Below are 25,870 nucleotides of genomic sequence, written 5' to 3'. Positions count from 1 at the left end.
GTTTAGTTGTCAGGGGTGCCCGAAACGGACCCTGTCGCGTTGCCGCCTGGCGCGTAATTGCCGCCGTCGTAATTCTCAAGAACGCTTGTGCCCACTTCGGCTGGTGTCGTGCTTTCTTCGCCGCCTTGGTACACCACATAGGTCACGAAAGCCGCCAAAAGGATCGCCGCATAAACCAATGCCGCCTTGATCCCGAAGAGCGGTGTCTTGTGTTCGTGTTCTTGGGTTTCGATATTTGTATTCGGTGCAGACATTGTATCCTCACTCGTCGGTTCGGTTAACTGGTTTTGGACCCGAAAAATTCAAGCCCGATCTGCTTTAACAACCGCTGAACCCGGCCTATTGTTCCAACAAAGCGCCGCGAAGCATCGCGCGACAGCAGTCACCTGATACAGGAGGTCCCCGTGAAGGACGCCAGCCCGCAGACCATTTATCTGAAAGATTACAAACCCTTTGGCTACGTCGTTGATGATGTGCACCTGACCTTCAAACTGGCGCCGAACAGCACGCGGGTCGTCAGCAAAATCACCTTTTCACCGAACCCCGATGCGACTGACCGCCAGTTCCGTTTGCATGGCGAACAGTTGAAACTGATCAGCTCTAAAATCAACGGGTCGGATGTAAGCCCCGTCATGCTGGACGACGGCCTGTTGGTGGATGCGCCGAACGAAACATTCGTGTGGGAGGCCGAGGTCGAAATCGCGCCCGAGGCGAACACTGCCTTGGAAGGGCTATATATGTCGAACGGCATGTACTGCACCCAGTGCGAGGCAGAGGGCTTTCGCAAGATCACCTACTATCCGGATCGTCCCGATGTCATGAGCGTCTTCACCGTGCGGATCGAAAGTGACTTGCCGGTGCTGCTGTCTAACGGCAACCCTGTGGCCCAAGGCGAAGGCTGGGCCGAATGGCACGATCCGTGGCCCAAGCCCGCCTATCTGTTCGCGCTGGTGGCCGGTGATCTGGTCAACCACCCCGACCGTTTCGTCACGCAATCCGGCAAGGATGTGGAACTGAACATCTGGGTCCGCCCCGGCGACGAAAACAAATGTGCCTTTGGTATGGAGGCGCTGAAAGCGTCGATGCGTTGGGATGAAGAGGTCTACGGTCGGGAATACGATCTGGATATCTTCAACATCGTGGCCGTTGACGACTTCAACATGGGTGCGATGGAAAACAAGGGCCTCAACATCTTCAACTCGTCCTGCGTTCTGGCCTCGCCAGAAACAAGCACCGATGCGAACTTCGAACGGATCGAGGCGATCATCGCGCATGAATATTTCCACAACTGGACAGGCAACCGCATCACCTGCCGCGACTGGTTCCAGCTGTGTCTGAAAGAGGGTCTGACCGTTTACCGTGATAGCCAGTTCACGTCGGACATGCGCTCGGCTCCGGTGAAACGGATTTCCGATGTGATCGAACTGCGCGGTCGCCAGTTCCCCGAGGATCAAGGCCCCCTGTCCCACCCTGTGCGACCTGAAAGCTTTCAGGAAATCAACAACTTCTACACGGCAACGGTCTACGAAAAAGGCGCCGAAGTTATTGGCATGCTTAAGCTGCTCGTGGGGGATGACGCCTATGCCAAAGCGCTGGACATGTACTTTGATCGCCACGACGGTCAGGCCTGCACGATCGAGGATTGGCTACAGGTATTCGAGGACGCCACAGGTCGCGACCTGAGCCAATTCAAGCGTTGGTATTCCCAGTCGGGCACGCCGCGCCTTGCCGTGTCTGAGAAATTCGAAGACGGCACCTATACGCTGACCTTCAAGCAGCACACGCCCCCGACACCCGGTCAGGACGTGAAGGAACCTCAGGTACTGCCCATCGCTGTTGGTCTGCTGGCTCAAGACGGGACCGAGGTGACGCCGACAACCGTTCTGGAAATGACCGAAGCCGAACAAAGCTTTGAGTTCAGCGGATTGGACGCGAAACCGATCCCGTCTATCCTGCGCGGTTTCTCGGCCCCTGTGGTGTTGGAGCGGACGACATCACGGGAAGAAAACCTGTTCCTGCTGGAACACGACACCGACCCGTTCAATCGCTGGGAAGCGTCGCGCACTTTGGCGCGTGAAGGGCTGATCGCCATGATCACCGACGGCGTGGGGTCCGATACGCTCTGGCTGAACGCCCTGAAAACCGCTGTGGCCGATAGCACGCTTGATCCGGCCTACCGTGCTCTGTTGCTGTCGTTGCCAACGCAGTCCGAACTGGCGCAAACCCTGTTTGAACAAGGCGTCACGCCCGATCCGATGGCCATCTGGACAGCGACAGACACGCTTCGGGAAGACATGGCAAAAAGCTGGGCGGACATCCTGCCTGCCTTGGTCGAGGAAACTAAGGTCACTGAAGCCTTCAAACCCGACGCGGAACAATCCGGCAAACGCGCCTTGGCGGCTTCAGTATTGGCCATGCAGACCAGACTGGACGGAGGTGCCGTTGCCAAGGCCCAGTTCGAAACCGCCGACAACATGACCCTGCAACTGTCCGCCCTGACCTGCCTGATCCAAGCGGACGCGGCAGAGGACGCGCTGAAAGCCTTCTACGACCAGTGGAAGGACGACCGTCTGGTAATGGACAAATGGTTCGGCCTTCAGGTCGGAGCGGCCAAGCCCGCCGACGCGGCAAACTGCGCGAAGGCACTGACAGAACACCCTGATTTCGATTGGAAAAACCCGAACCGCTTCCGCGCCGTTTTTGGTGGCTTGGCCATGAACCACGCCGGTTTCCACAATGCCGACGGATCGGGGTACGAACTGCTGGCGGACTGGCTGATCAAGCTGGATGCCAAGAACCCGCAAACAACCGCCCGCATGTGCACGGCCTTCCAGACATGGAAACGCTATGACGCAGATCGCCAAGCCAAGATGCGCGCCTGCCTGACGCGGATCAGCGAAACACCGGGCCTAAGCCGGGACACAACCGAGATGGTTTCGCGCCTTCTGGGTTAACTCAATCAAAGCTTGCAAAACTCCCTCGCTTGATCGACCCTTGCGGTCGTTACGAGGGAGTTGATTTGTGCATATTCTGATCGCAATTGTTGGCGCCATTGCCGCCGCCTATTTCTTTTTCATCCGCGCCCGCAACACAGCCGAGATGACCGGCGAACTTATTGATGCGGCGAATGATGTGCGGCTGGCGGCCCGCCGCTTTGGCTTTAAGCGAAAGGCCAATATCCACCCTGCCGAAACCATCGAAGACCCGCATGTCGCGATGGCAGGGATCGGCACATCCTTTCTGGAACTGGACGGGATGCCCACCAAGGAACAGCGCAGCGCCCTGATCAACTCTCTGGCCCGCTCTACCGGTTTGGCCACCACGGACGCGGACGAATTGTGCGTTCTCGGGCGTTGGATGATGGGCGAATGCGGTGGGGCCCAGCAGGCGGTTCCACGGCTCAGCCGGAAACTTTACAAACTTTCCGGCTCCGAAGGGTTCGGCCCCATGATGGCTGTGATCAAGGACATCGCGGAAGCAGGCTCTGGCACGCTCAGCAGCCAGCAAAGAACAGCTCTGGATGATCTGCAGTCAGCGTTTCGCATCAAATAAGCGGCAAAATCTGGCCTAAAGTTCACACAGCGCATACTTTTCTTTATATCGTATCCATGTCATGGAAGTTTTGAATATAAGTTATTAAGTGACGGGCCATGAGAGACCGTATTGATCCACTGATTCAAGAACGCGCGCCGTGGCTGTTTGCCAGTCGGCCGGGCACGAAATATGCCCGTGGCGTTCTTGATTTCATGTTGGGATACAAGAAGACCGTCGCTTTGGCGCAGACCTTCCGCGACATGCCCTCGGCTGATCTTATGAAGATTATGGGCGAGCTTCTGGCGAAAGATGTCGAAGCGACCGGTCTGGAAAACATCCCCCGCAATGGCCCTGCTCTTTTGGTGGCAAACCATCCGACCGGCATTGCCGACGGGATCATATTGTTTCACCTGCTGCACACGATCCGGCCTGATCTGTACTTCTTTGCAAACCACGACATTTTGCGCGTCATGCCGCAGATGGAAGACATGATCGCCCCCGTCGAATGGCGTCAGGAAAAGCGCAGCCACGGCAAGACACGCGAAACCATGGCCTACACCCGCAAAGCGGTGGAAGAAGGCCGTCTTGGCATCATTTTCCCATCAGGCCGTCTGGCCAAGCGCCGCGGCCTCAGCCTGCATGAACGTCCGTGGATGGCTTCTGCCGCAATGATCGCGCGCAAGTATGAATTGCCGGTGGTGCCGCTGAATATCCGCGCACGCAATTCGGCCCTGTTCTATCTGTTCGATATGATCCACCCGACGCTGCGGGACATCACCCTGTTCCACGAAACGCTGAACAAAGATCGTCAGCCTTTCCGCGTGACGGTCGGCGAACCTATCTCGGCCAAGGGGCTTCCGGCGAAGTCCGAAGAAGGGATCGAGGTGTTGCGCGAGGCGACATTGGCGCTGGGTGGCCATCGGGCACCGGCGGTGTCGCTGGTCGAAAATTCGCGCCGCCCTTTCTGGCTTAAGGCGTTGAAGCCGACCTAACCTTTTTCGGTGTTCGCAGGTGGTTGCAGTGTTGCGGGCCGTGCCACGGGCCGTACAGAACCAACTGGCTTGCAATAGCTCTGGCTGCGCGTCCAAGCCATCATATCGTTGCGCTTTTTGCTACTATGAAACGGGCCCCAATCGGCGGCAACGCCCCGCATTTTCCGCGACACCACCTGATCACGTGCAACAGTTTTTGCCATGATCCGCAAGCCGCATGACAGGTTTGCCGGACCGCTTTTCAAGGCCGATCCCGTTGTCGCACGGCATTTGTAAAGCCGTGCCGTCGATGGAAAAATCTGCATCAATCCGTACCACAGATCACCGCCGCCAACCGCCGTCGGGCGGAATGTGCTTTCGTGTTTAACCAGCGAAGACACAAGACCAACCCAGAACGCTTCGCGTTGTTTGATCGACGCTGTCGGATAGGCGGGGCACCAATCCGCGATATCCTGCGGCGTCAGCTTTGGCAGGTTCGAGGCATGCGCCCTGAGAGACGACTGGACAACCCGCGTCCAGAGCGCGGACGCGCCGTTGTTGCCCCAACGGGCCGCAGGCAGAAAGCTGTCGCGGGCAACAGGGCGCAGGGACTTGGCCACGGCCTGCCGATCGGCGGAAAATGTGCGATAAGGTGGCGCGGTTTCAACCGGCTCCGCAACACTCTCGGTCGCGCCGGTTTCGGGCGTTTGGGCCCGTGTTGTCGTAGCGCCGACAAAGGCACCGCAGGCAACCAATATGAACACAACAACTCTGAACATCAGGAAAAGTTGTGGCAACAATCCACACTCAACGCAAGTTTGAACACCTCGCTATATCAGCCTGTTGGCCAAATCATGCCCGCGCGTTTGTTCAGTCTTCAGGGACACTGCAGCGAAAATTTCTTCAAACTGGCACGGAGAAGCGCGGGTTCCGCCATAGTCATGCCGCATGCTGGCAATAGGATCATTTACAACAAACAATAAAAGCGGTCCCAAATGCATCCTTCAGCGAAAGCCAAATCGCGGCTCCGGAACATTACGTCTTCCCTGCCCCGCAATATCAATGACACATGGTCTGATCGCGACGCCTTTGACACGGGACGCAAGCTCGCGCGTCAGGATGACTGGGATCTGCTGTCTGCGCTGATGATGGACGCCGATGAAGGGCGCAACGCTACGCGCGAAGGAACACCGTTGTGCGAGGCGCTGGCCAAAGGCGCACGTGCCGATGCGATCATGGTCGCGCAATCCGCAGCGCGCCGCGGCGAATGTGATGATGCTGCGGCCTGCCTTCAACAGCTTGAAGATGTCTATTCCGAAGACAACCTTGACCCCGCCTGCGGCTTTGTTCTGGCCATGGCCCATCTGGATACAGCGCGGGCCTTTGCCACCCCGACCGATGACGCGGTCAGCCCCGAAAGCAAAAAGCACTTCAAGCGCGCCGAAGAGATCTTTCAATGTTTTGGCAACCAGAAAGACAGCTCGCTTCTGATCGCGCTGCTCCGATGCGCGCTGATTGATGCACGCCCCAATCACTGCAAGGACCTTGCCCCTGCGTATGACGCGCTGATTGCCGCTGATCCTCAAAACCCCCGCCATCTACGCCACTATGGCCGCAGCCTTGTCACACGCGGGATCGCGCCAGAGGATATCGCGGCTGATATGGCCGATCTTTATGACCTGCAGGCGTACATATGGATTTACGTCGGTGCCCTGGCGCAGGATGCGATGATCGTCAGTTCCTTGAACGTCCAGAAATTCGTCATCGGTGTCCGAAAGGTTCTGTCGGGGCGCACGTCGCAGGTAACGGCGAACCGCCTTGCTGCGGCCTGCGCCAAAGCCGCGCGGACCATGCCGGAAAACAGCCGTGCGCAAACCGTTCTGTCCGAATGCGCCGAGTGGGTGTCGGACAACCACATCCGTCAGGTCCAGCCCGACATCTGGCACGGCATCATCGGAACCGAACAACCCAAGCACCCCAACACAGCAGTGCCCACGCCTCCGGCGCAAAAAGGTGTGCTCGCGCGTTTGGCACAGGCTTGGCTGTCCAATCGCTAGCCAAAACCACCCTTCCACCCCCTGAAACGCACCCTAAGCGCTGCTCTGCCTCTTGCCCCTCTGGCACGGCTCGCTTAAACCCGCAGACGTTCAAGCGGATAAGGAAAACACAGGATGCTGGATCTGAGCTTTGAGTCTCCGAAACCCAAGGTGATTGCCGGGGCGAAGCATGATTGGGAACTTGTGATCGGGATGGAGGTTCACGCCCAGATCGCGACCAAGGCGAAACTGTTTTCCGGTGCCTCGACCCAATTCGGTGCCGAACCGAACTCGAACGTGGCTTTCGTTGACGCCGCCATGCCCGGCATGTTGCCCGTGATCAACGAATTCTGTGTTGAACAAGCTGTGCGCACCGGTCTGGGCCTGAAGGCACAGATCAACCTGTTCAGCGCGTTTGACCGCAAGAACTATTTTTACCCCGACCTTCCGCAGGGCTACCAGATTTCCCAGCTGTACCACCCCATCGTGGGCGAAGGCGAAGTAATCGTTGATATGGAGCCGGGCATCGCCCGCCTTGTGCGCATTGAACGCATCCACATCGAACAGGACGCAGGTAAGTCGATCCACGACATGGATCCGGCGATGTCTTTTGTTGACCTGAACCGGACCGGCGTTGCGCTGATGGAGATCGTCAGCCGCCCTGACATTCGTGGGCCCGAAGAAGCGGCGGCCTATGTGGGCAAGCTGCGCCAGATCCTGCGCTATTTGGGTACGTGCGACGGCAACATGCAGAACGGCAACCTGCGCGCTGACGTGAACGTTTCCGTCTGCCGTCCGGGCGCATACGAAAAGTATCAGGAAACGCAGGACTTCTCGCATCTCGGCACACGCTGCGAGATCAAGAACATGAACTCCATGCGCTTCATTCAGGCGGCCATCGACGTCGAGGCACGCCGCCAGATCGCTATTCTGGAAAGCGGCGGTTCCGTCGATCAGGAAACACGCCTCTACGATCCGGACAAGAACGAAACACGTTCCATGCGGTCCAAGGAAGAAGCGCACGACTACCGCTATTTCCCCGATCCCGACCTGCTGCCTTTGGAGATCGAGCAAGAGTGGGTAGACGGCATCGCGGCATCCCTGCCCGAACTGCCGGACGAGAAAAAAGCACGTTTCGTCAAAGATTTTGGCCTGTCCGAATACGATGCTTCGGTTCTGACAGCCGAGGTTCAGAACGCATCCTATTTCGAAGCAGTGGCTGGTGCGGCAGGTGACGGCAAACTGGCCGCAAACTGGGTGATCAACGAACTGTTCGGCCGTCTTAAGAAAGACGACCGCGACATTACAGACAGCCCCGTTTCGCCGGAACAACTGGCAGGCATCATCAAGCTGATCAAAGCGGGCGATATTTCGGGCAAAATCGCGAAAGACGTGTTCGAGATCGTCTACACCGAAGGCGGCGACCCCGCCCAGATCGTAGAAGCCAAAGGCCTGAAACAGGTCACAGACACCGGCGCTATTGAAAAGGCCGTGGATGACGTGATCGCGGCGAACCCTGCACAGGTCGAAAAGGCCCAGCAGAACCCGAAACTGGCAGGCTGGTTTGTTGGTCAGGTGATGAAAGCCACAGGCGGCAAGGCGAACCCAGCCGCGGTGAACCAGATCGTCATGGCCAAGCTGGGCCTGTAACCCGACCCAACGATAAGAATTCGATCAAACCCGCCAGTTTCCGGCGGGTTTTTTCATGGGCGTTAAGGGTATTCCCCACCTGATGCTCATTCGCTCTGGCACATGGCCGCAGGGCTGATATGATCCTTGCCGATCAATGACATGCAGGCCGTTATGACGACGTATGAATACAAAGTGGTCCCCGCCCCGCGCAAAGGCGTGAAAGACAAAGGCATCAAAGGTGTCGAAGGACGTTTCGCAAACGGCTTAGAGCAGGTGCTATGCGAACACGGAGCCGACGGCTGGGAATATCTTCGCTCGGATACTCTGCCGTCTGATGAACGGTCCGGCATTGCAACGTCCGTTACGACGTGGCGTACTGTTTTGGTCTTCCGCCGCCCGACCGGAACAACCGGTGACGCGGAATTCGAACCCCGTCTGATCGAAGCCGCCCCCACCGCGCCAGAAGCCACAGAGCATGCTGACACCGGCGACATTGACGGCGAAGGTGTCGCTGAAACAGAGACCGCCGCCGGGGAAGAAACCGCGCCCGACATGGACGCGGCTTCTGACGACAAGCAGAAAGACGTTTAAACGTCCAGATCCATCGACAGGGCGTGGATACGCCCCATTAGATCCTTGCCCAAAGCGTCATGTACAGCGCGATGACGCTTGATCCGGTTCAGGTCCTTGAACACGTCCGAGCGGATGACCACATGGTAATGGCTTTCCCCGCCCTCCTGATATCCGGCATGACCACGATGGCGTTCGCTGTCATCGCGAACCAGAAGTTCCCGAGGCGAGAAAGCCGAGATTAATTTTTCTTCTATTTCAGTAGTCTTAGACATTTTTCCCTCTTAAGCCCCTACACACTGCCAGCCATTCGTCTAAACTCTGGCGTCCGAGTCGAAAAGGTGAAGCACATGAGCAGACCAGACCCCTTCGGTTTTGATATGTCTATCTCTTCTGCGAAGAAGAAGAAAACACGTGGTCGACGTGGAATGACCGGTGAGTCCGAAACATCGGTACGCATTTGCGAACACGAGGGTTGCGAAGAGCCCGGTAAGTTCCGTGCACCAAAAGCACCTGACGTGCTGGATGACTTCTTTTGGTTCTGCAAGGACCACGTGCGCGAATATAACGCCAAGTGGAGCTTCTTTGACGGCAAGACCGAAGCCGAAATGAACGCGCAGGAAAGCGCGGACAAGGTTTGGGAACGCAAGACAAAGGAATGGCGCGATCCAGAAGCGCGGGCTTGGGCCCGTCTGGGTATCGAAGACCCCCATCAGGTTCTGGGTGCCAATGCCACGCGCAACCCCGGCAAGGGCGCTGCTGATGGTGGCCGCCGCCTGCCGCCGACTGAAAAGCGTGCGATCGAAATCCTTGAGGTCGAGGCCAGCGTCACGACCAAAGCGGATATCCGCAAGGCCTATAAGAAGCTGATCAAGGTGTTGCACCCTGACATGAACGGCGGCGACCGTTCACAGGAAGAGCAGCTTCAGGAAGTCGTCTGGGCTTGGGAACAGCTGAAAGACAGCCGGAACTTCAAGTGACCTTCAAGGCCGCCGAACTCGAACTTCCGATTATCGGCGGCTTTATCCCCTTGGACCAGCGCAGCGCCACAGCGGCGCTGGCCACAAAAAACCTTCTGGAAAACAGTGGATTGGCTGCCTTTGATCGTAGCCACCTTCCCGGTCACATGACCGCGTCGGCGTTTGTCGTGTCACATGACCAAAGCCACGTTCTTTTGATGCACCACCGGAAACTGGACAGGTGGCTGCAACCGGGTGGCCACTGTGACGGCGACACCGACTTCAAAGCCGTCGCGCTGAAGGAACTGTCAGAAGAAACCGGACTGGCGGATGTGCATCTGATATCAGATCGTCCCTGCGACGTTGATGTTCATACGATCCCCGCGCGGGGTGATATGCCTGCGCACGACCACCACGACGTCCGTTTTCTGTTCGTTGCGGATATGAAAAGCCCGCTTTTGCCCAATAGCGAAGCGATTGATGTCCGGTGGATATCGCTGTGCGAACTGGAGCAATACACAAATGCACCTTCGGTGTTGATTGTCCGAGCGTTGGCCAGCCTCGCCAGCAGCGGTTGAAAATCTCCTAAAAAATTTCGCCCTGCCTCCGTTGGTTGGAACGCGACGTGCAGGAACGACATGCGGTGACTCATTGGTAACGTTTCAAACGTCGCCAACATGGGTCGGCTGTCATTGTGGACAATGAACTTTAAAGGGCGAACCCAGTGCAACACTCAATGCCATCGAAGGACAATGCGACAGCGACACCAATCATGGCCTCGAATGATCAACAAGAAGCAATCACAGATATCGCCGGTCGCATCGGTGATCTGAGCATTTCGTTTGCCGGTGTTTCGGGAAATATCGAGGACACCTCTGTTCAGGTCAAACGCCAGTCCGAACTGTTCCAAGACATCGCGACCCGCGCCAAGGACATGACCGATGCCACATCGACAGTTCTGAATTCGGCGCAAAAAGCACTGCAGACATCTGCTGACGCGGAAAACACCGCACAACAGTCACAGCAAAACGTGTCCGAGATGGTCACATCCGTCGGTGGCCTGATCGATGACGTCCGTCGCATGGCCGAACAACTGTCCCGACTGGAAGAGTCCCTTGCTCTGGTCGGCCGCTTCTCAAGCGAGATTGACGCGATTTCCCGCAAGACAAACCTGCTGTCCCTGAATGCCGCCATCGAAGCCGCCCGCGCTGGCGAACATGGCCGTGGCTTTATGATCGTTGCGAAAGAGGTCAAGGATCTGTCCGGCCTGACATCCGAGGCGACTTCGGAAATTTCCGACACGCTGGAAAAGCTGGGCAAAGAGTTGATGGCGGTGAAAACCGAAACCACCAGTGCCCTTGAAAAGGCTGGTGGCATCCGCACCCAGATTGATCTGGTCGGTTCCCTGATTGAACAGATGCCCGTGGTGATGTCGGATCTGAACACCGCCCAGCGCGAAATCGTGTCTGCGTCCAGCAAAACGGACAACGATATTTCGGAAATCCAGACTCGGATCATCGAAATGTCTTCTGGCATGTCCCAGTCGTCCAGCAACCTTGCCGAAGCGGGCAACCAGATGCGCGAGATCATCGAAAGCTCGGAGGCGATCATCGGCATGACGTCCCGTCTGGGCGTCGAAACCGTGGATACGCCGTTTATCCGTGCGGTTCAGGATTTGGCCAAGCGCATTGGCGAACGTTTTGAAACGGGTGTCCGTCTGGGTGAAATCGGCCTGCACGAATTGTTCGACACCAACCACAAACCGATCCCCGGCTCGGACCCTGTGCAGTATATGACGCGCTTTGTGCGCTTTACCGATGCGGTTCTTCCCGAATTTCAGGAACCGATGCTGCTTTTCTCGGATCGTGTGGTGTTCTGTGCCTGCGTCGACAAAAAGGGTTTCTTGCCCACGCATAACGACAAATTCAGCATGCCGCAGGTTGCGGGCCAACCTGAGTGGAATGCCGCAAACTCGCGCAATCGCCGCATCTTTAACGACCGCGTCGGTCTGGCAGCGGGCAACAGCGAACGTCCGTTCCTGTTGCAGGCCTATCGCCGCGACATGGGCAACGGACGCTTTGCTTTGATGAAAGATCTATCTGCCCCGATCTTTGTCGAAGGTCGCCATTGGGGTGGCGTACGTCTGGCCTATCACGTCTGACAGGTTTAGATCGGTTCGATCTTCTGGAACGAGTCGCGCAGGGCATCTGACCATGCGCGGCTTAGCGCCTGAAAAGCGGTGTCATCGGCTTCGATGCGGCGTTCGCGGGCAATGCACAGACCGTCACGTTCGATCACAGCCAGATCAAGCGGCATCCCCACCGACAAATTAGACCGAAGCGTCGAATCCATCGACAGCAGCACGGCCTTTTCGGCATCTTCCAACCGTGTCTCGCTTCGGATCACGCGATCCAGAATGGGTTTGCCGTATTTGTGTTCGCCGATTTGCAGATACGGCGTATCTGGCGTCGCTTCGATAAAGTTGCCTTCGGGATAGACAAGGAACAGACGCATCGCGCCGTCTTTGCGTTGCCCAGCCACAAGTAAGGAAGCACTCGCGCTCTGGTTCATGCGATCCAGCTTTTGCGCAACATCCTGACGGACGTCGGCCAGCGTGTCACCGATTAGCTGCGCCACGGCCAACATGCTGGGCGCCTTCATGATCGACGTGTGTTCGTCAGCTTCGGGATCGTCGATGGCTTCTGTCAGACGCGCCAGCACGGTTTGGGTCACCGACAGACTGCCCGCTGTTGCAATCATGATGACCTTTTCACCCGGCTCTTCGAAGGTGAACAACTTGCGATATGTCGCAATGTTATCAAGTCCGGCGTTGGTCCGTGTATCGGACAACATCACCATGCCTTCATCCAGCAGCAAACCAACGCAATAGGTCATAACCGTTTTCCTTCTTTCACCCTTGGCTATCCCGTCCTTTTGAACTGCACAAGATATGCCAAAGGACAGGGGCTACTGCTGTTGGGCGACATCCGTCACAACCACCTTGGCCGTCAGGTCTTCGGTGGCCTGCCCTTCAATAAGACCACGGATGGGGGCGGCGTCCTGGGCATCCAGACCGGACCCCAAGCGCACATACAGATCGTTCGGGCAGCAACGGTTTGCGGCGTCAAATCCGACCCATCCCAGTCCGTCTACGTAAAGCTCTGCCCAAGCATGTGATTCACCATGCGCCTGACCGTTCGCATCCGAATAAAGATATCCGGTCACGTAACGCGCAGGCATGTCCACCCATCGGGCCGCCGACATAAGAACATGGGTGTGGTCCTGACAAACCCCCTTCCCTCCGGCCAAGGCCTCGGCCGCTGTGGTGGCAGGCTCTGTTTCGCCGCTGACATAGGCGATGGCGTCATTGACGGCGGCGGCGAGTGCATGGGCACGATCCAGACCGGCAGAAACATCCAACCCCTCAACCGCCGTTTCAGCCAGTGACCGGATGGCCGCGTCGGGCTGTGTTTGCTGTGTCGGGCGCAGGTATGCTGATGGCAGGACCTTTTCACGATGCCCACGCAGGACACCGGCGCAGTCTTGGGTCTCAACCGTACCTTCGACAACGATTTCGATATCTTCTGCAGGGCCCTGCACGCAGACCGTTTCGGTATAATCCCCTGCACCACTCAGAAAAGAAGACCCCCGAATGGCCCCTTCGCAGGACACCGACCATTCCAGCACTTTCTGGCCTTCGTGATCGGCCGGCGTCAAACGATGGCTCTGGATCAGGCGTTTTACCGGGGTGTCGAACTTGTAGTGCGTGACATGACGGATATGCAGCTTCATGCGGGTACCCCTGCCAAATATGTATTCTGGATGATCACCGCTGCCTCGGCGTTCCGCCGCATATAGCGTGTCAGGAACTCGTGCAGACCTTCATCGAAAATTTCACCTACCTGCGCCTCGGCCAATTCGGCCAGCATCGATCGCGCGACACTTTGCGCCTGCGACGGTCGCCCGTATCGGCGGGACAGCATATCCAGATGTTCGTTGATGGCCCGCGTGCAAGACAACAAAGACCTTGGGAACTCTTCGTTCAGAATGACGAAGTGGGCGATTTTGGTGGCGGTGATGTCACCGCGATAGGCCCATTTGAATGCCCGATAGGCGGACATGGATCGCAACAAAGCGGTCCACTGCGTCTGATCCAGTGCAGAGCCCACATAAGACAATGACGGCAGCAACACGTAGTATTTCACATCCAGCAAACGTGCCGTGTTGTCCCCACGCTCGATCGCCATACCAAGGCCGATAAAGCGATACCCGTCATCGCGAAGCTGGGTTCCGTCGATTGCGCCACGGATCAAACTGACCGTGTGCAGTGTCCATTCCGCCAGATCGGTCAGCGACAGTTTGGATCTTTCGATCCTCTGGAAATCCTTCAGTTCCTGAAAGCTGCTGTTGATCGCGTCCCATGTATGGCCGGTCAGTGCAGTCCGCACAACACGGGCGTTTTCCCGCGCCGCACTAAGACAGGACAGAACCGAGGTCGGGTTGTCCGCATCAAAGAACAGGAACGTCGTGATGTTCCGCTCGACCAATTCGCCGAACTTCTCGATGAAATTGTCATAGACGCCCAGCGCCCGAAGCACCGCGTCCCAGTCATTCCGGAAGCCACCGGCGACGTCCGGTAGCAAAGCGTTGCGCGCGCCCACTTCCAGCAAGCGCGCTGTTGTTTCGGCACGCTCGATATAGCGGCCCATCCAGTAAAGGTGATCAGCTGTACGGCTTAGCATGCTCTTACTCCGCCAGAACCCAAGTGTCTTTGACCCCGCCACCCTGCGACGAGTTCACAACCAGTGACCCTTCCGTCAGCGCAACCCGCGTCAGACCACCGGGCACCAGTTCGACCTTTTCACCAACCAGACAGTAGGGCCGCAAATCCACGTGCCGTGGTGCGATGCCTTCATCAACGAAGGTCGGACAGGACGACAGCGCCAGCGTTGGCTGGGCGATGTAATTCCAAGGCTTCTCTTCGATCTTCGAACGGAAGGCCTCGATCTGGCTCTTGGTGGATTTCGGGCCAACCAACATGCCGTAGCCGCCCGATCCGTGCACCTCTTTCACAACCAGTTCGCCCAGATTTTCCAAAACGTATTTCAGGTCGTCCTTCTTGGCGCATTGCCATGTAGGTACGTTTTCCAAGATCGGCGCCTCGCCCAGATAGAAGCGGATCATCTCGGGCACATAGGTATAGATCGCTTTGTCGTCCGCGACCCCTGCCCCAGGAGCCGAACAGATCGACACGCCGCCCGACCGGTAGACATTCATCAATCCTGGTACGCCAAGCATAGAGTCCGGACGAAAGCACAGCGGATCGATAAAGGCGTCATCCAGACGGCGATAGATCACATCTACTTTGCGTGGGCCTTCCGTGGTGCGCATCCAGACAAAGTCACCTTCCACGAAAAGGTCCTGCCCTTCGACCAATTCGACGCCCATAAGGTCAGCAAGGAAAGAATGTTCGTAATAAGCCGAGTTGAACTGCCCCGGCGTCAGGATCACCACAGTCGGATCGCCAGAACATTTTTGCGGCGCGACCGACGCCAACGTCTTTTTCAAAAGGTCCGCATAACCATCCACCGGCGCAATCCGGTTTTCGTGGAAAAGCTGCGGGAACATCCGCATCATGATTTCGCGGTTTTGCAGCATATAGCTAACGCCAGACGGCGTCCGGCAGTTGTCTTCCAGTACATAGAACTGGTCCGGACCGGTGCGCACCAGATCGATGCCGACAATGTGGCTCCAGACATTGCGGGGCGGGCGTATCCCGACCATGGCAATTTCATAGGCGTCGTTTCGCGTCACCAGATGTTCCGGAATTATCCCTGCGCGGATGATTTCGCCACGGTCATAGACGTCGGCAATAAACGCGTTCAGCGCCATAGCCCGTTGGCGGATGCCTTTTTCAAGTTTGCGCCATTCCGCGGCGGTGAACACGCGCGGAAACATATCAAAGGGGATCAGGCGTTCCGGATCGCCACCTTCTCCGTAGACCGCGAATGTGATGCCCACACGGCGGAACAGGGCTTCGGCTTCGGATTGCTTCAGGCTGCGCAGATCGTCAGGCATATCGCGATGCCAGCGCTCAAGGCTTTGGTAGGCTTGGCGGACCTCGGCACCGTGTAGCATTTCGTTAAAATAGTTCGGGGCGGCGTTATTCATTCTTTTGGCTCCCACTCAGTCCCATCCCTGATCAGACTGGGCAAAAGCGCAAAGCACAATCCCATGCGCATGTTTTTTCAACACACAAACCAAAAGCGACGTTATTTTCAGCAACCGGCTCGATGCTGCAGGCCCACCCAATCCATTCCCTTCCTAACGAAGAAGCATACACAGTGGTTCCCTAGAGCTTAGGATAGATTCATGTTGAATCAGAATTCGCCCATAGATTGAGCAGACTTTGATTCTGGATGACGCCAATGCTGCAGAATGCGTCGCAAGTGACGCCCAAATTCGCTCAAAAATTAAACTCATCCAATTTTTTCGCCCATAATTGAGGCAAATTTCTGCATTTTGTCGCTCGAATTTATGGGCGGACTCACGTGTTGGCGTCGGGCTGGACAAAAAATTGGCCTGTCCGAAACGGGCACCCAACAGCGCACTGATCATCCTCCGGTCAGCATCGCTAACAAATCCAACGTGGCACCTGGCCGCCATTCCGCCCAAGGGGGGAGGATGACCGCCTACCAACTAGAGTGCCGATCTAGACAGGGACCGAACGAATGAAAATGACCAAAACCTTGAAGCTGGCCGGCGTTGCGGCCTCGGCTCTGATCGCAGGCGCATCCGGCGCTTTCGCTCAGGACGCTTCCTGCCCGATTAAAGTCGGCGTTCTGCACTCGCTCTCGGGCACTATGGCGATTTCGGAAACCACACTTAAAGACACAATGGAAATGCTGGTCGAACAGCAGAACGCAAAAGGTGGCGTTCTGGGTTGCGAACTGGAAGCCGTTGTTGTTGACCCTGCATCCGACTGGCCGTTGTTCGCTGAAAAAGCACGCGAACTGCTGACGGTGCACGAAGTTGACGTCATCTTTGGCAACTGGACATCGGTTTCCCGTAAATCCGTTCTGCCGGTTATCGAAGAATTGAACGGGCTGCTCTTCTACCCGGTTCAGTACGAAGGTGAAGAAAGCTCCAAGAACGTCTTCTACACAGGTGCCGCTCCGAACCAGCAGGCGATCCCTGCAACAGATTACTTCCTTGAAGAACTGGGCGTCGAAAAGTTTGCTCTGCTGGGCACAGACTATGTCTACCCGCGCACAACAAACAACATTCTGGAAAGCTACCTGAAGTCCAAAGGCATCGCGGAAGAAGACATCTTCGTGAACTACACGCCTTTCGGTCACTCTGACTGGGCGACGATCGTTGCTGACGTCGTTGCACTGGGTGCGGACGGCAAACAGGTTGGTGTCATCTCGACAATCAACGGCGACGCGAACATCGGCTTCTACAAAGAACTGGCCGCTGCTGGCGTGTCCGCTGACGACATCCCTGTCGTAGCCTTCTCGGTTGGTGAAGAAGAACTGTCTGGTCTGGACACATCCAACCTTGTTGGTCACCTGGCAGCTTGGAACTACTTCCAGTCCGCAGAAGGCGAAGCCAACGCCGAGTTCATCAAAACGTGGAAAGCCCGCATGGGTGACGAGCGCGTGACAAACGACCCGATGGAAGCACATTACATCGGCTTCAACATGTGGGTGAACGCGGTCACAGACGCTGGCACAACCGACGTTGATGCAGTTCGCACAGCAATGTACGGTCAGGAATTCCCGAACCTGACAGGCGGTACAGCGACAATGCTGCCGAACCACCACCTGTCCAAGCCGGTTCTGATCGGTGAAATCCGCGAAGACGGCCAGTTCGACATCATCAGCCAGACAGAAGAAGTTCCGGGCGATGCATGGACAGATTTCCTGCCGGAATCCGCGGTTCTGAAGTCCGATTGGAAAGACCTTGGTTGCGGTATGTACAACACCGAAACCAGCACATGTGTTCAGATCAAGTCCAACTACTAATCTGACCTAAACGGGGCGCGGCCAGTCCTCCCTTTTTCCGGCCGCGCCCTTTTTCTACCGACTTCCCCCAAATGACAGGCCCTGTCTTATGCTACGCGCAACCCTACTCGTGATCGCGTTTTGTCTTGCCCTGCCCGCCCAGATGGCCACCGCACAAGACAGCCCCCTGCAAACCCTTCTTCAAAGCCAAGCTGGCGAAGTTGCCAAACCCGGTCGTAGATCCGTAGGTGTCGTCATTGACGCACTGGTTGCCGAAACGCCCGAAGGCACCGCCCTTTTCCTAGAACGCTGGCAGAACAAAGGCGTTTTTCTGAACGAAACCGACGGTCTGTTCTACTACGCCCAGAAATCAGGTGACGGGTACGAACTGTTCGACATCGCCACAGATACCCCTGTCGGCACAGCCACCAAAGACGAGCTGACCGAAATCAGACCCAACGGCGGCGTGCGCCGTGTGATCGGCGGCGCGCTGGTCCAGTTCCAACTGTCCGACCCCGACAAAGAACGTCGTACCGCAGCGCTAGACGCGATCCTGCGCAGCCCCGATGCAAGCCAGATCGAACCGTTGCGTGCTTCGATCGAAGGTGAACCCGATAATGCGCTTCGCGCTCGCAAGGAACGTCTGGCAAATCTGCTGACCGCCCGCTTCGGTGCCTCGACAGATGACCGTATCACCGCCATCAATGCCCTTTCCGGCACCATTGACGTCGACAGCCGCGCGGCGCTGAACCAGATTCTGACCAAATCTGCCTCAGTCGCTCCCGAGTTGCCGCAAGACGCCAATATCGCCCGCGTTCTGACAGTTGGCGAGGACATCTCGCAACAGGACGCCTATGCGCAATTGGTCGACGCAGGTCTGGCCCCCGAACGACAAACCGCAGACACCATCAAAGCCCGCCTCAGCGACAATATCGTCGATGGCCGTGTCGGTGGTATCCCTGTGGGGCAGCTCTCAAGCGAAGAAAACCGCGAAAGGGCCTATGCCGCTCTGGCCCAAGCCGGCACAGTTCCCCCGCTGGTCACAGACGAAACCGTCCAAGCTGCAATCGCCACACACGCTTTCTTTGAAACCTACGCCGAGAGTGATGCGGTAATCACAACAGCCGCAGAAACAGCTCTGTCCGAAGTCGAAGCCCGCGTCGCCCGCAACCAGATTTTCGACGTCTCGCTTGATGCGATCTCACTCGCGTCGATCTATTTCCTCGCAGCCATCGGCCTTGCCATCACCTTCGGCGTGATGGGCGTCATCAATATGGCCCATGGCGAATTCATCATGATGGGGGCCTACACAGGCTATGTCGTCCAGCAGATCATCCCCGACTACACCCTCTCGCTGGTCGTGGCCCTGCCACTGGCCTTCGCAGTCACCTTCGCCGCAGGCGTCGCGATGGAGCGTTTGGTCATCCGCTGGCTTTACCACCGCCCGCTGGAAACACTGCTTGCAACCTTCGGCATCTCGATTGCCCTGCAACAACTGGCCAAAAACATCTTCGGCACCCAAGCCCGCCCCCTGACCTCGCCCGGTTGGCTGGACGGTGCATGGGTCATTAACGACGTCGTCCAGATCGCCAACATCCGCATCGCGATCTTCGTCCTCGCACTGATCTTCCTTGGCCTCATCCTGTTCGTCCTCAACAAGACCCGCCTGGGACTTGAGGTCCGCGCTGTAACACAAAACCCCGGAATGGCTGCCTCCATGGGCATCAACCCCGACCGCATCAACATGCTGACCTTCGGCCTAGGCTCGGGCATCGCAGGCATCGCAGGCGTCGCCATCGGCCTCTATGCCAAAGTAACTTCGGAAATGGGCGCCGATTATATCGTCCAAAGCTTCATGACAGTGGTCGTGGGCGGCGTCGGCAACGTTTGGGGCACCCTCGCCGGTGCGACCCTGATCGGCGGCCTGCAAAAAGGCATCGAATGGTTCAACCCGTCCAACACACTGGCGGCACAGACCTACATGATCCTCTTCATCATCCTGTTCATCCAGTTCCGGCCGCGCGGCATCGTCGCCCTCAAAGGCCGCGCAGCAGGAGATTGATCATGAACGCCCTTATGCCTTCATCTGTCCAGAAATACTCGAAAATGCCCCGCGCAGCCAAAATCCACACCGGTCGGAGCCTGACATGAAACGCAAAAGCTTTGTCGCCGAAAACCCTTCGATCCTGTGGTTCCTCGCCGCGCTGGCGTTGTTCACAATCTTTGTCACCGCGATGTCCGAAGCCGCAGGCATCGGGGTTGTATCCACCTCCTTCATCAAGACGCTGGGCAAAACCCTTTGCCTCTGCCTGATCGCCGTCGCGATGGACATTGTCTGGGGCTATTGCGGTATCCTCAGCCTCGGCCACTTCGCCTTTTTCGGTCTCGGCGGCTATGCCATCGGCATGTGGCTGATGTACGCCCGGACCGAGATCATCGTAACCGAAAGCCTCTCGGCCGCAGCCATCCCGCCAACGCCGGAAGAAATCCATGACGCGGTCGCCACACAGATTTTCGGTGTCGTCGGTACCAATGAATTCCCGCTGATCTGGGCTTTCGCCGACAGCCTGTTCATGCAACTGGCCTTTGTGATCCTCGTCCCCGGCCTTCTGGCACTGGTCTTCGGCTGGCTCGCTTTCCGTAGCCGTGTGACGGGCGTTTACCTGTCGATCCTGACCCAAGCCATGACGCTTGCCCTGTCACTCTACCTGTTCCAGAACGACAGTGGCCTGCGCGGCAACAACGGCCTCTCCGGCCTTCAGAACATCCCCTATCTGGGCGATGTCCCGCAAAGCATGATCTCGATCGCCTTCTTCTGGGCTTCAGCGCTTGCTTTGGCATTGGGCTACGTGCTCTGCGCCTATGTTGTGTCTGGCAAGATGGGCAGCGTGATCCGCGGCATTCGCGACAATGAAAGCCGCGTGCGTTTCCTCGGCTACCATGTTGAAAGCTACAAACTCTTTGTCTTCACCCTGACTGCGGTTATCGCCGCTATCGCCGGCGCGCTCTATTACCCCCAAGCAGGCATCATCAACCCCGCCGAAATTGCCCCCATCGCCTCGATTTATCTGGCGGTCTGGGTGGCCATCGGCGGACGTGGCCGTCTCTATGGGGCTGTGATCGGGGCGGCCTTCGTCTCGCTTCTGTCCAGTTGGTTTACAGGCGGCGGCGCGCCGTCCATTCCGCTGGGTTTCTACACCATCCAGTGGACCGACTGGTGGCTGGTACTGCTGGGCCTGTCCTTTGTTGCGGTCACCTTGCTGGCCCCTCAGGGTATCGGTGGGCTCTTTGATCTGATCGGCAAGAAATCCAAATCCGAGGGCGCGAAATGATGAACACGCTTCTAGAGCTTTCCGGCGTCTCGGTGTCCTTTGACGGGTTCAAGGCGATCAACAACCTCAGCTTCCAGATCGGCGAACCTGAACTGCGCGCGATCATCGGGCCGAACGGTGCAGGCAAGACCACCTTTATGGACATCATCACAGGCAAAACGCGCCCCGATGAAGGCCGCGTGATCTGGGGTGAGAAATCGGTCTCGCTTCTGAAACTGTCCGAAAGCCAGATCGCCCGCGCGGGCATCGGCCGCAAGTTCCAGAAACCGACGGTGTTCGAGGCACAAACGGTGCGCGAAAATCTGGCCATGGCGTTGAAGAACGAACGCAGCCCGTTCAGCGTTCTGTTCTACCGCAAGACCAAGGAAGGTGCCGAGAAGATCGAGGCCTTGGCCGAAGAAATCGGGCTAACCGACGAACTGACCCGCGTGGCAGGTGAACTCAGCCACGGGCAGAAACAGTGGTTGGAAATCGGCATGCTTCTGGCGCAAGATCCGCGTCTTTTGCTGGTCGACGAACCGGCGGCGGGCATGACCCCTGCTGAACGGGAACACACCACAGACCTGCTGCGCCGCGCGGCCGAAACCCGCGCCGTCGTTGTCGTCGAACACGATATGGAGTTTGTCCGTCGTCTGGATTGCCGCGTGACGGTTCTGCACGAAGGATCGGTTCTGGCCGAAGGCAGCCTTGAACATGTGACCGCAAACCAAGACGTCATCGACGTTTACCTGGGAAGATAAGCCATGCTCGACGTTCGCGATCTGACACTGCACTACGGTCAAAGCCAAATCCTGCACGGCATTTCTTTTTCAGCCGAAAAGGGCAAGGTCACTGCCGTGATGGGCACAAATGGCGTGGGCAAAACCTCGCTTCTTAAGGCCATCGCCGGTCGCCATCCCTACACAGGCGGCGACATTGTTCTGGACGGCCAAAAGCTTGATCACCTTAGCGCACATGGCGCGGCGCAGGCGGGTATCGCTTATGTCCCTCAGGGGCGCGAAGTGTTTCCGTTGATGACGGTTGAAGAAAACCTGATGACGGGGTTTGCCTGTTTGCCCAAAGCGGATCACAAAATCCCCGATCACATCTGGGATCTCTTCCCGATCCTGAAGGATTTCCTGCATCGTCGTGGCGGGGACCTTTCCGGCGGTCAGCAGCAGCAGTTAGCGATTGCGCGCGCCCTGATCACACGACCCAAAGTTTTGCTGCTGGACGAACCAACCGAAGGCATCCAGCCGAACATCATCCAGCAGATCGGGCGTGTCATTGCCCAACTTCGCGATCAGGGTGACATGGCGATTGTGCTGGTCGAGCAATATTTCGATTTCACATGGGGTCTGGCCGACAGCTTTACGGCGATCACACGCGGTGCGGTGTCGTTGCAGGGCAAACAGGGCGAAGTCACCAAGGAAGCCCTGCTTGAAAAAGTGTCGATCTGACGCGCTAGCATTTCTGTGATCCCGTCGCTTTGGGCTTGAGCCTTTAACGCGGCCTCCGTACCCCTGTTGGGGCAACCGGAGGACACCATGCATTCCAGCCCCCTGCCCCTGACCCGTGATCTGGTTCTGATCGGAGGAGGACACACCCACGCGCTGGTTCTGCGCATGTGGGGCATGAACCCTTTGGCCGGTGTGCGTGTCACCGTGATCGATCCGGTGCCAGCAACGGCCTATTCCGGCATGTTGCCGGGCTTTGTGGCAGGACACTACAGTCGCCGCGAACTGGATATTGATCTGGTCAAACTGGCCCGCTTTGCCGGTGCGCGTCTGATCACCGGACCGGCTGTTGCGATTGATCCGGTCGACCAGACCGTCACCGTTCCAGGCCGCGAGCCTGTCGCCTACGATGTGGCTTCGATCGACATTGGCATCACCAGCGCGATGCCCGCGCTCAAAGGCTTTTCGGAACATGGTGTTCCCGCGAAACCCCTTGGCCCTTTTGCAGATGCATGGACCAAGCATCTGGCGTTCAACCCGTCTGAACCAGTTGCCGTCATCGGCGGGGGTATTGCGGGCTGTGAACTATCTATGGCGATGGCCCATGCCTTGCGCGTCAAAGGTTCGGACGCGCCAGTACATTTGTTGGAACGCGGCATCCTGCTGTCCGACAACAGCGAAAGCGCACAGCGCAAAATCCGCAAATCTATGGCGGACTTGGGCATCACACTACATGAGAATGTGCAAATCTCGGAGATTAATGCCACAGCGCTTGTTCTAGCTGATGGCACCACAATTCAGGCATCGTTCATAACAGGGGCCGCGGGCGCGAAGGCCTACGATTGGCTGGGTACATCCGGATTGAACCTGCACAATGGTTTTGTCTCCGTAAATCCGCGCTTGCAGTCATCGGTCGACAACGTCTTTGCCACCGGCGACTGCGCCCATATGATCGACACACCTCGCCCCAAGGCAGGCGTTTTTGCCGTCAGACAAGCGCCCGTGCTGTTCCAGAACCTGCGCGCGGCATTGGGCACGGACAAGTGGGCAGAGTACAAACCGCAAAGCGATTATTTGAAGCTGGTCTCGCTCGGACAGAAATCGGCGCTCGCTGAAAAGTTCGGACTGACGTTTACCGGCCCGCTACTTTGGCAATGGAAAAACCGGATCGACCAGAAATTCATGGAGAAGTTCCGTGACCTGCCCCAAATGGAACAGCCCACGGTGCCAGCCGAGATCGCCCACGGCATGAAAGACGCCCTGGGTGACAAACCGATGTGCGGCGGCTGCGGGGCCAAGGTCGGGCCGACAACGCTAAGCGCCGTGCTATCCCACTTGCCCGCCCCCCTGCGCACAGACATTCGCAGCACCATCGGCGATGACGCCGCAACAATGGTGGTCGGCGGCGTTGAACAAGTACTGACCACAGACCACCTGCGAGCTTTTACAAACGATCCGGTCGTCATGACCCGCATCGCCGCCAATCATGCGCTTGGCGACATCTGGGCCATGGGGGCCGAACCGCAGGGCGCCACTGTCAATCTTGTCCTTCCCCGCCTGTCCGACACATTGATGGGCCGCACACTGCACGAGATCATGCAAACCGCGCATGAGGTTTTGAGCGACGCAGGCGCTGCCATCGTGGGTGGGCACAGTTCCGTTGGCGACGAGCTGACCATCGGATTTTCGATCACCGGACTTTGCCACCAACCGCCAATCACCGTGGCCGGTGCCAAGGCCGGCGCTGCAATCATTCTGACGAAACCCATCGGGTCGGGCACCATTATGGCCGCCGAAATGCAAGGTCAGGCAGAAGGGCACATCGTGACCAAAGCACTGGACCTCATGTGCCAGTCACAAGCCCGCGCTGCCGACATCCTGAAACAGGCCCAAGCGATGACGGATGTCACAGGCTTCGGCCTTGCCGGTCACATTGGCAACATCTGCAAATCATCCGGCACCGGCGCGGTTCTGCGGATAGCCGACATCCCGTTAATGGAAGGCGCGGCAGAGCTGGCGCAAAACGGCGTTCGCAGTTCGCTCTACCCCCAAAACAAAGCCGCATTTCCGGAACTTCCGGACACGCCCGAAACAGCGCTTCTGTTTGATCCACAGACAGCCGGAGGATTGCTGGCGGTCATCGATGCACAAAGCGCCGAAGGCACGCTCAATGCCTTGAAGATCGCAGGCTATCAGGCCGCAATCATTGGGGAAATCACAGAAAATCCAGATCAGATCGAATTGGCCTGAGCGACGATTTCTGCAATCTGATCGGCCGCATCTTCCTGCCCGCGCTCACTCAAATCGGGAACGCTGATTTGCGCCAAGAAATCGCGTTTAACTGACTTCATCGACGTGTTGTAGGACGGATCGTAGTGTTCCTGCATCAACGCACGTGTCAGCCCCACTTTGTCGCCCTCGGCAATCAGCGCCATCCAACCATCAACAATTGCATGACCACGATGTCTGCGGACCACATTCAGCTTTTCCGTCAAGCGATCCGTGTCAGACAAAATGTCGTCGTAGGCCTGCACAAGATAGCGCGCGCGCGCCTCGATCGGCGCGCTGATATCGATCCAGGGTGCAGAACACATCGCCGCCCACAACGACGGTGGCAACAAAATGCGACCGATCTTGCTGCTTTCCGCCTCGACCACCACAGGATGCGCCGGATCCAGCTGTGACAGCGCCATGGCCAGACGGGTTTCGAACATCTTTTGCGATGGCTGCCCTTCCTTGGTCTCGCCCAATAATGAACCGCGATGTCCGGCCAGTTTTTCAAGATCAAGAATCTGAACGCCCCGCGCAGCCAATCGCGCAAGAAGATCTGTCTTGGCGGTTCCGGTGTAGCCACCCAGCATGATCAAACGGTATTCCAGCGGCGTGTCATAAAGCATTGCTGTCACAAGACGCCGAAACGTCTTGTAGCCACCGTCCAACACCTCGGACCGCCAGCCGATCTGCGACAGCATCCACGCAAACGATCCCGACCGCTGCCCTCCCCGCCAGCAGTAAACCAAGGGCCGCCACCCACCCTCGTGCTGCGCCAGAGGACCTTCGATATGTCTGGCCGCATTTTTGAACACCAATGCCGCGCCAATCTTACGGCCCAGAAAAGGAGACTGCTGTTTATAGATCGTCCCGACCCGCGCCCGTTCCTCGTTATCAAGAACAGGAAGGCTGATCGCACCGGTCACATGATCTTCGGCAAACTCTGCCGGCGAACGCACATCAATGATGTCGTCAAAACCATGAGCGATTAGGTCGCGAAGCGATGTCGGTTTAAAGGCCATCTGGCTGATTTAGCTGTTGAATGACCAAAGGAAAAGCCAAGTCGTCACACCAAAACCCTGCCGATGGGACAGCGCTTTAAAAAAGAAGTGAAAAATTATTC

Annotated in this window: 23 protein-coding genes; 15 read left to right on the top strand and 8 right to left on the bottom strand. The window is 57.3% G+C overall.

Annotation, left to right across the window (positions count from 1 at the left end; genetic code table 11):
• Window positions 1–2: 2 nt before the first annotated feature.
• Window positions 3–254: a hypothetical protein gene (locus C4S59_RS05490; RefSeq protein WP_103909494.1), complete on the bottom strand. Its 252-nt coding sequence runs from the start codon at window positions 252–254 to the stop codon at window positions 3–5.
• Window positions 255–404: 150 nt separating this feature from the next.
• On the opposite strand from C4S59_RS05490, the gene pepN reads away from it, so the two are divergent.
• The 3 genes from pepN to C4S59_RS05475 all read left to right on the top strand — a co-directional run bounded on the left by pepN (window position 405) and on the right by C4S59_RS05475 (window position 4,526).
• Complete coding sequence (pepN, locus tag C4S59_RS05485; protein WP_103909493.1) at window positions 405–2,954, top strand: aminopeptidase N; 2,550 nt, start codon at window positions 405–407, stop codon at window positions 2,952–2,954.
• A 67-nt stretch (window positions 2,955–3,021) separates the two neighbouring features.
• Window positions 3,022–3,552 (top strand): hypothetical protein, encoded by a 531-nt coding sequence (locus tag C4S59_RS05480; RefSeq protein ID WP_103909492.1) that lies wholly within the window; start codon window positions 3,022–3,024, stop codon window positions 3,550–3,552.
• A gap of 98 nt (window positions 3,553–3,650) precedes the next feature.
• Window positions 3,651–4,526 (top strand): lysophospholipid acyltransferase family protein, encoded by an 876-nt coding sequence (locus C4S59_RS05475; protein WP_103909491.1) that lies wholly within the window; start codon window positions 3,651–3,653, stop codon window positions 4,524–4,526.
• On the opposite strand, the gene C4S59_RS05470 is transcribed toward C4S59_RS05475, so the two are convergent.
• Complete coding sequence (locus tag C4S59_RS05470) at window positions 4,523–5,284, bottom strand: transglycosylase SLT domain-containing protein (RefSeq protein ID WP_103909490.1); 762 nt, start codon at window positions 5,282–5,284, stop codon at window positions 4,523–4,525. The two genes, C4S59_RS05475 and C4S59_RS05470, sit on opposite strands and share 4 nt — an antisense overlap.
• A gap of 216 nt (window positions 5,285–5,500) precedes the next feature.
• Here C4S59_RS05470 and C4S59_RS05465 point away from each other — a divergent pair, with 216 nt between their 5' ends.
• From C4S59_RS05465 to C4S59_RS05455, 3 genes are all read left to right on the top strand, one after another.
• Window positions 5,501–6,562, top strand: a complete 1,062-nt coding sequence (locus C4S59_RS05465; RefSeq protein WP_103909489.1) for a hypothetical protein — start codon at window positions 5,501–5,503, stop codon at window positions 6,560–6,562.
• Between the two features lie 114 nt (window positions 6,563–6,676).
• Entirely contained in the window at window positions 6,677–8,191 is a 1,515-nt protein-coding gene (gatB, locus tag C4S59_RS05460) for an Asp-tRNA(Asn)/Glu-tRNA(Gln) amidotransferase subunit GatB (protein WP_103909488.1), read from the top strand.
• Between the two features lie 153 nt (window positions 8,192–8,344).
• Window positions 8,345–8,764 carry a DUF4177 domain-containing protein gene (locus tag C4S59_RS05455; protein WP_103910279.1) on the top strand — a complete coding sequence of 140 codons (420 nt, stop codon included), beginning with the start codon at window positions 8,345–8,347 and terminating at the stop codon, window positions 8,762–8,764.
• Here C4S59_RS05455 and C4S59_RS05450 read toward each other — a convergent pair.
• Window positions 8,761–9,018, bottom strand: a complete 258-nt coding sequence (locus tag C4S59_RS05450; protein ID WP_103909487.1) for a BolA family protein — start codon at window positions 9,016–9,018, stop codon at window positions 8,761–8,763. The two genes, C4S59_RS05455 and C4S59_RS05450, sit on opposite strands and share 4 nt — an antisense overlap.
• Before the next feature lie 75 nt (window positions 9,019–9,093).
• Between C4S59_RS05450 and C4S59_RS05445 the strand changes: the two genes are divergently transcribed.
• From C4S59_RS05445 to C4S59_RS05435, 3 genes are all read left to right on the top strand, one after another.
• Window positions 9,094–9,723 (top strand): J domain-containing protein, encoded by a 630-nt coding sequence (locus C4S59_RS05445; RefSeq protein ID WP_103909486.1) that lies wholly within the window; start codon window positions 9,094–9,096, stop codon window positions 9,721–9,723.
• Window positions 9,720–10,280 carry an NUDIX hydrolase gene (locus C4S59_RS05440; RefSeq protein WP_234994689.1) on the top strand — a complete coding sequence of 187 codons (561 nt, stop codon included), beginning with the start codon at window positions 9,720–9,722 and terminating at the stop codon, window positions 10,278–10,280. The genes C4S59_RS05445 and C4S59_RS05440 overlap by 4 nt, the downstream gene beginning before the upstream one ends.
• 158 nt (window positions 10,281–10,438) lie before the next feature.
• Window positions 10,439–11,863 (top strand): methyl-accepting chemotaxis protein, encoded by a 1,425-nt coding sequence (locus C4S59_RS05435; protein WP_103909485.1) that lies wholly within the window; start codon window positions 10,439–10,441, stop codon window positions 11,861–11,863.
• 5 nt (window positions 11,864–11,868) lie between these two features.
• On the opposite strand, the gene C4S59_RS05430 is transcribed toward C4S59_RS05435, so the two are convergent.
• From C4S59_RS05430 to C4S59_RS05415, 4 genes are all read right to left on the bottom strand, one after another.
• Entirely contained in the window at window positions 11,869–12,597 is a 729-nt protein-coding gene (locus C4S59_RS05430; protein WP_103909484.1) for a proteasome-type protease, read from the bottom strand.
• Window positions 12,598–12,669: 72 nt separating this feature from the next.
• Entirely contained in the window at window positions 12,670–13,494 is an 825-nt protein-coding gene (locus C4S59_RS05425) for a transglutaminase family protein (RefSeq protein WP_103909483.1), read from the bottom strand.
• Window positions 13,491–14,444 (bottom strand): alpha-E domain-containing protein, encoded by a 954-nt coding sequence (locus C4S59_RS05420; protein ID WP_103909482.1) that lies wholly within the window; start codon window positions 14,442–14,444, stop codon window positions 13,491–13,493. The genes C4S59_RS05425 and C4S59_RS05420 overlap by 4 nt, the downstream gene beginning before the upstream one ends.
• A 4-nt stretch (window positions 14,445–14,448) precedes the next feature.
• Window positions 14,449–15,873, bottom strand: coding sequence for a circularly permuted type 2 ATP-grasp protein (locus tag C4S59_RS05415; RefSeq protein ID WP_103909481.1), 1,425 nt, complete (start codon window positions 15,871–15,873; stop codon window positions 14,449–14,451).
• A 566-nt stretch (window positions 15,874–16,439) separates the two neighbouring features.
• On the opposite strand from C4S59_RS05415, the gene urtA reads away from it, so the two are divergent.
• From urtA to selD, 6 genes are all read left to right on the top strand, one after another.
• Window positions 16,440–17,729, top strand: a complete 1,290-nt coding sequence (gene urtA, locus C4S59_RS05410) for an urea ABC transporter substrate-binding protein (protein ID WP_103910277.1) — start codon at window positions 16,440–16,442, stop codon at window positions 17,727–17,729.
• Window positions 17,730–17,817: 88 nt separating this feature from the next.
• Window positions 17,818–19,770, top strand: a complete 1,953-nt coding sequence (gene urtB / locus C4S59_RS05405; protein WP_103909480.1) for an urea ABC transporter permease subunit UrtB — start codon at window positions 17,818–17,820, stop codon at window positions 19,768–19,770.
• An 85-nt stretch (window positions 19,771–19,855) separates the two neighbouring features.
• Entirely contained in the window at window positions 19,856–21,040 is a 1,185-nt protein-coding gene (gene urtC / locus C4S59_RS05400; RefSeq protein WP_103909479.1) for an urea ABC transporter permease subunit UrtC, read from the top strand.
• Complete coding sequence (gene urtD / locus C4S59_RS05395) at window positions 21,040–21,780, top strand: urea ABC transporter ATP-binding protein UrtD (RefSeq protein ID WP_103910276.1); 741 nt, start codon at window positions 21,040–21,042, stop codon at window positions 21,778–21,780. The genes urtC and urtD overlap by 1 nt, the downstream gene beginning before the upstream one ends.
• A gap of 3 nt (window positions 21,781–21,783) precedes the next feature.
• Window positions 21,784–22,479: an urea ABC transporter ATP-binding subunit UrtE gene (gene urtE, locus C4S59_RS05390; RefSeq protein WP_103909478.1), complete on the top strand. Its 696-nt coding sequence runs from the start codon at window positions 21,784–21,786 to the stop codon at window positions 22,477–22,479.
• 87 nt (window positions 22,480–22,566) lie between these two features.
• Complete coding sequence (gene selD / locus C4S59_RS05385; RefSeq protein ID WP_103909477.1) at window positions 22,567–24,726, top strand: selenide, water dikinase SelD; 2,160 nt, start codon at window positions 22,567–22,569, stop codon at window positions 24,724–24,726.
• Here the strand turns inward: selD and mnmH are convergent.
• Window positions 24,708–25,769 (bottom strand): tRNA 2-selenouridine(34) synthase MnmH, encoded by a 1,062-nt coding sequence (gene mnmH, locus C4S59_RS05380; RefSeq protein ID WP_103909476.1) that lies wholly within the window; start codon window positions 25,767–25,769, stop codon window positions 24,708–24,710. The genes selD and mnmH overlap by 19 nt on opposite strands.
• Between the last annotated feature and the right edge of the window lie 101 nt (window positions 25,770–25,870).

Source organism: Thalassococcus halodurans (assembly GCF_900108225.1).
GTDB classification, from domain to species: Bacteria; Pseudomonadota; Alphaproteobacteria; order Rhodobacterales; family Rhodobacteraceae; genus Thalassococcus; species Thalassococcus halodurans.
The sequence above is the reverse complement of the archived record's forward strand: the minus strand, read 5'-3'. Positions and strand labels throughout refer to the sequence as shown.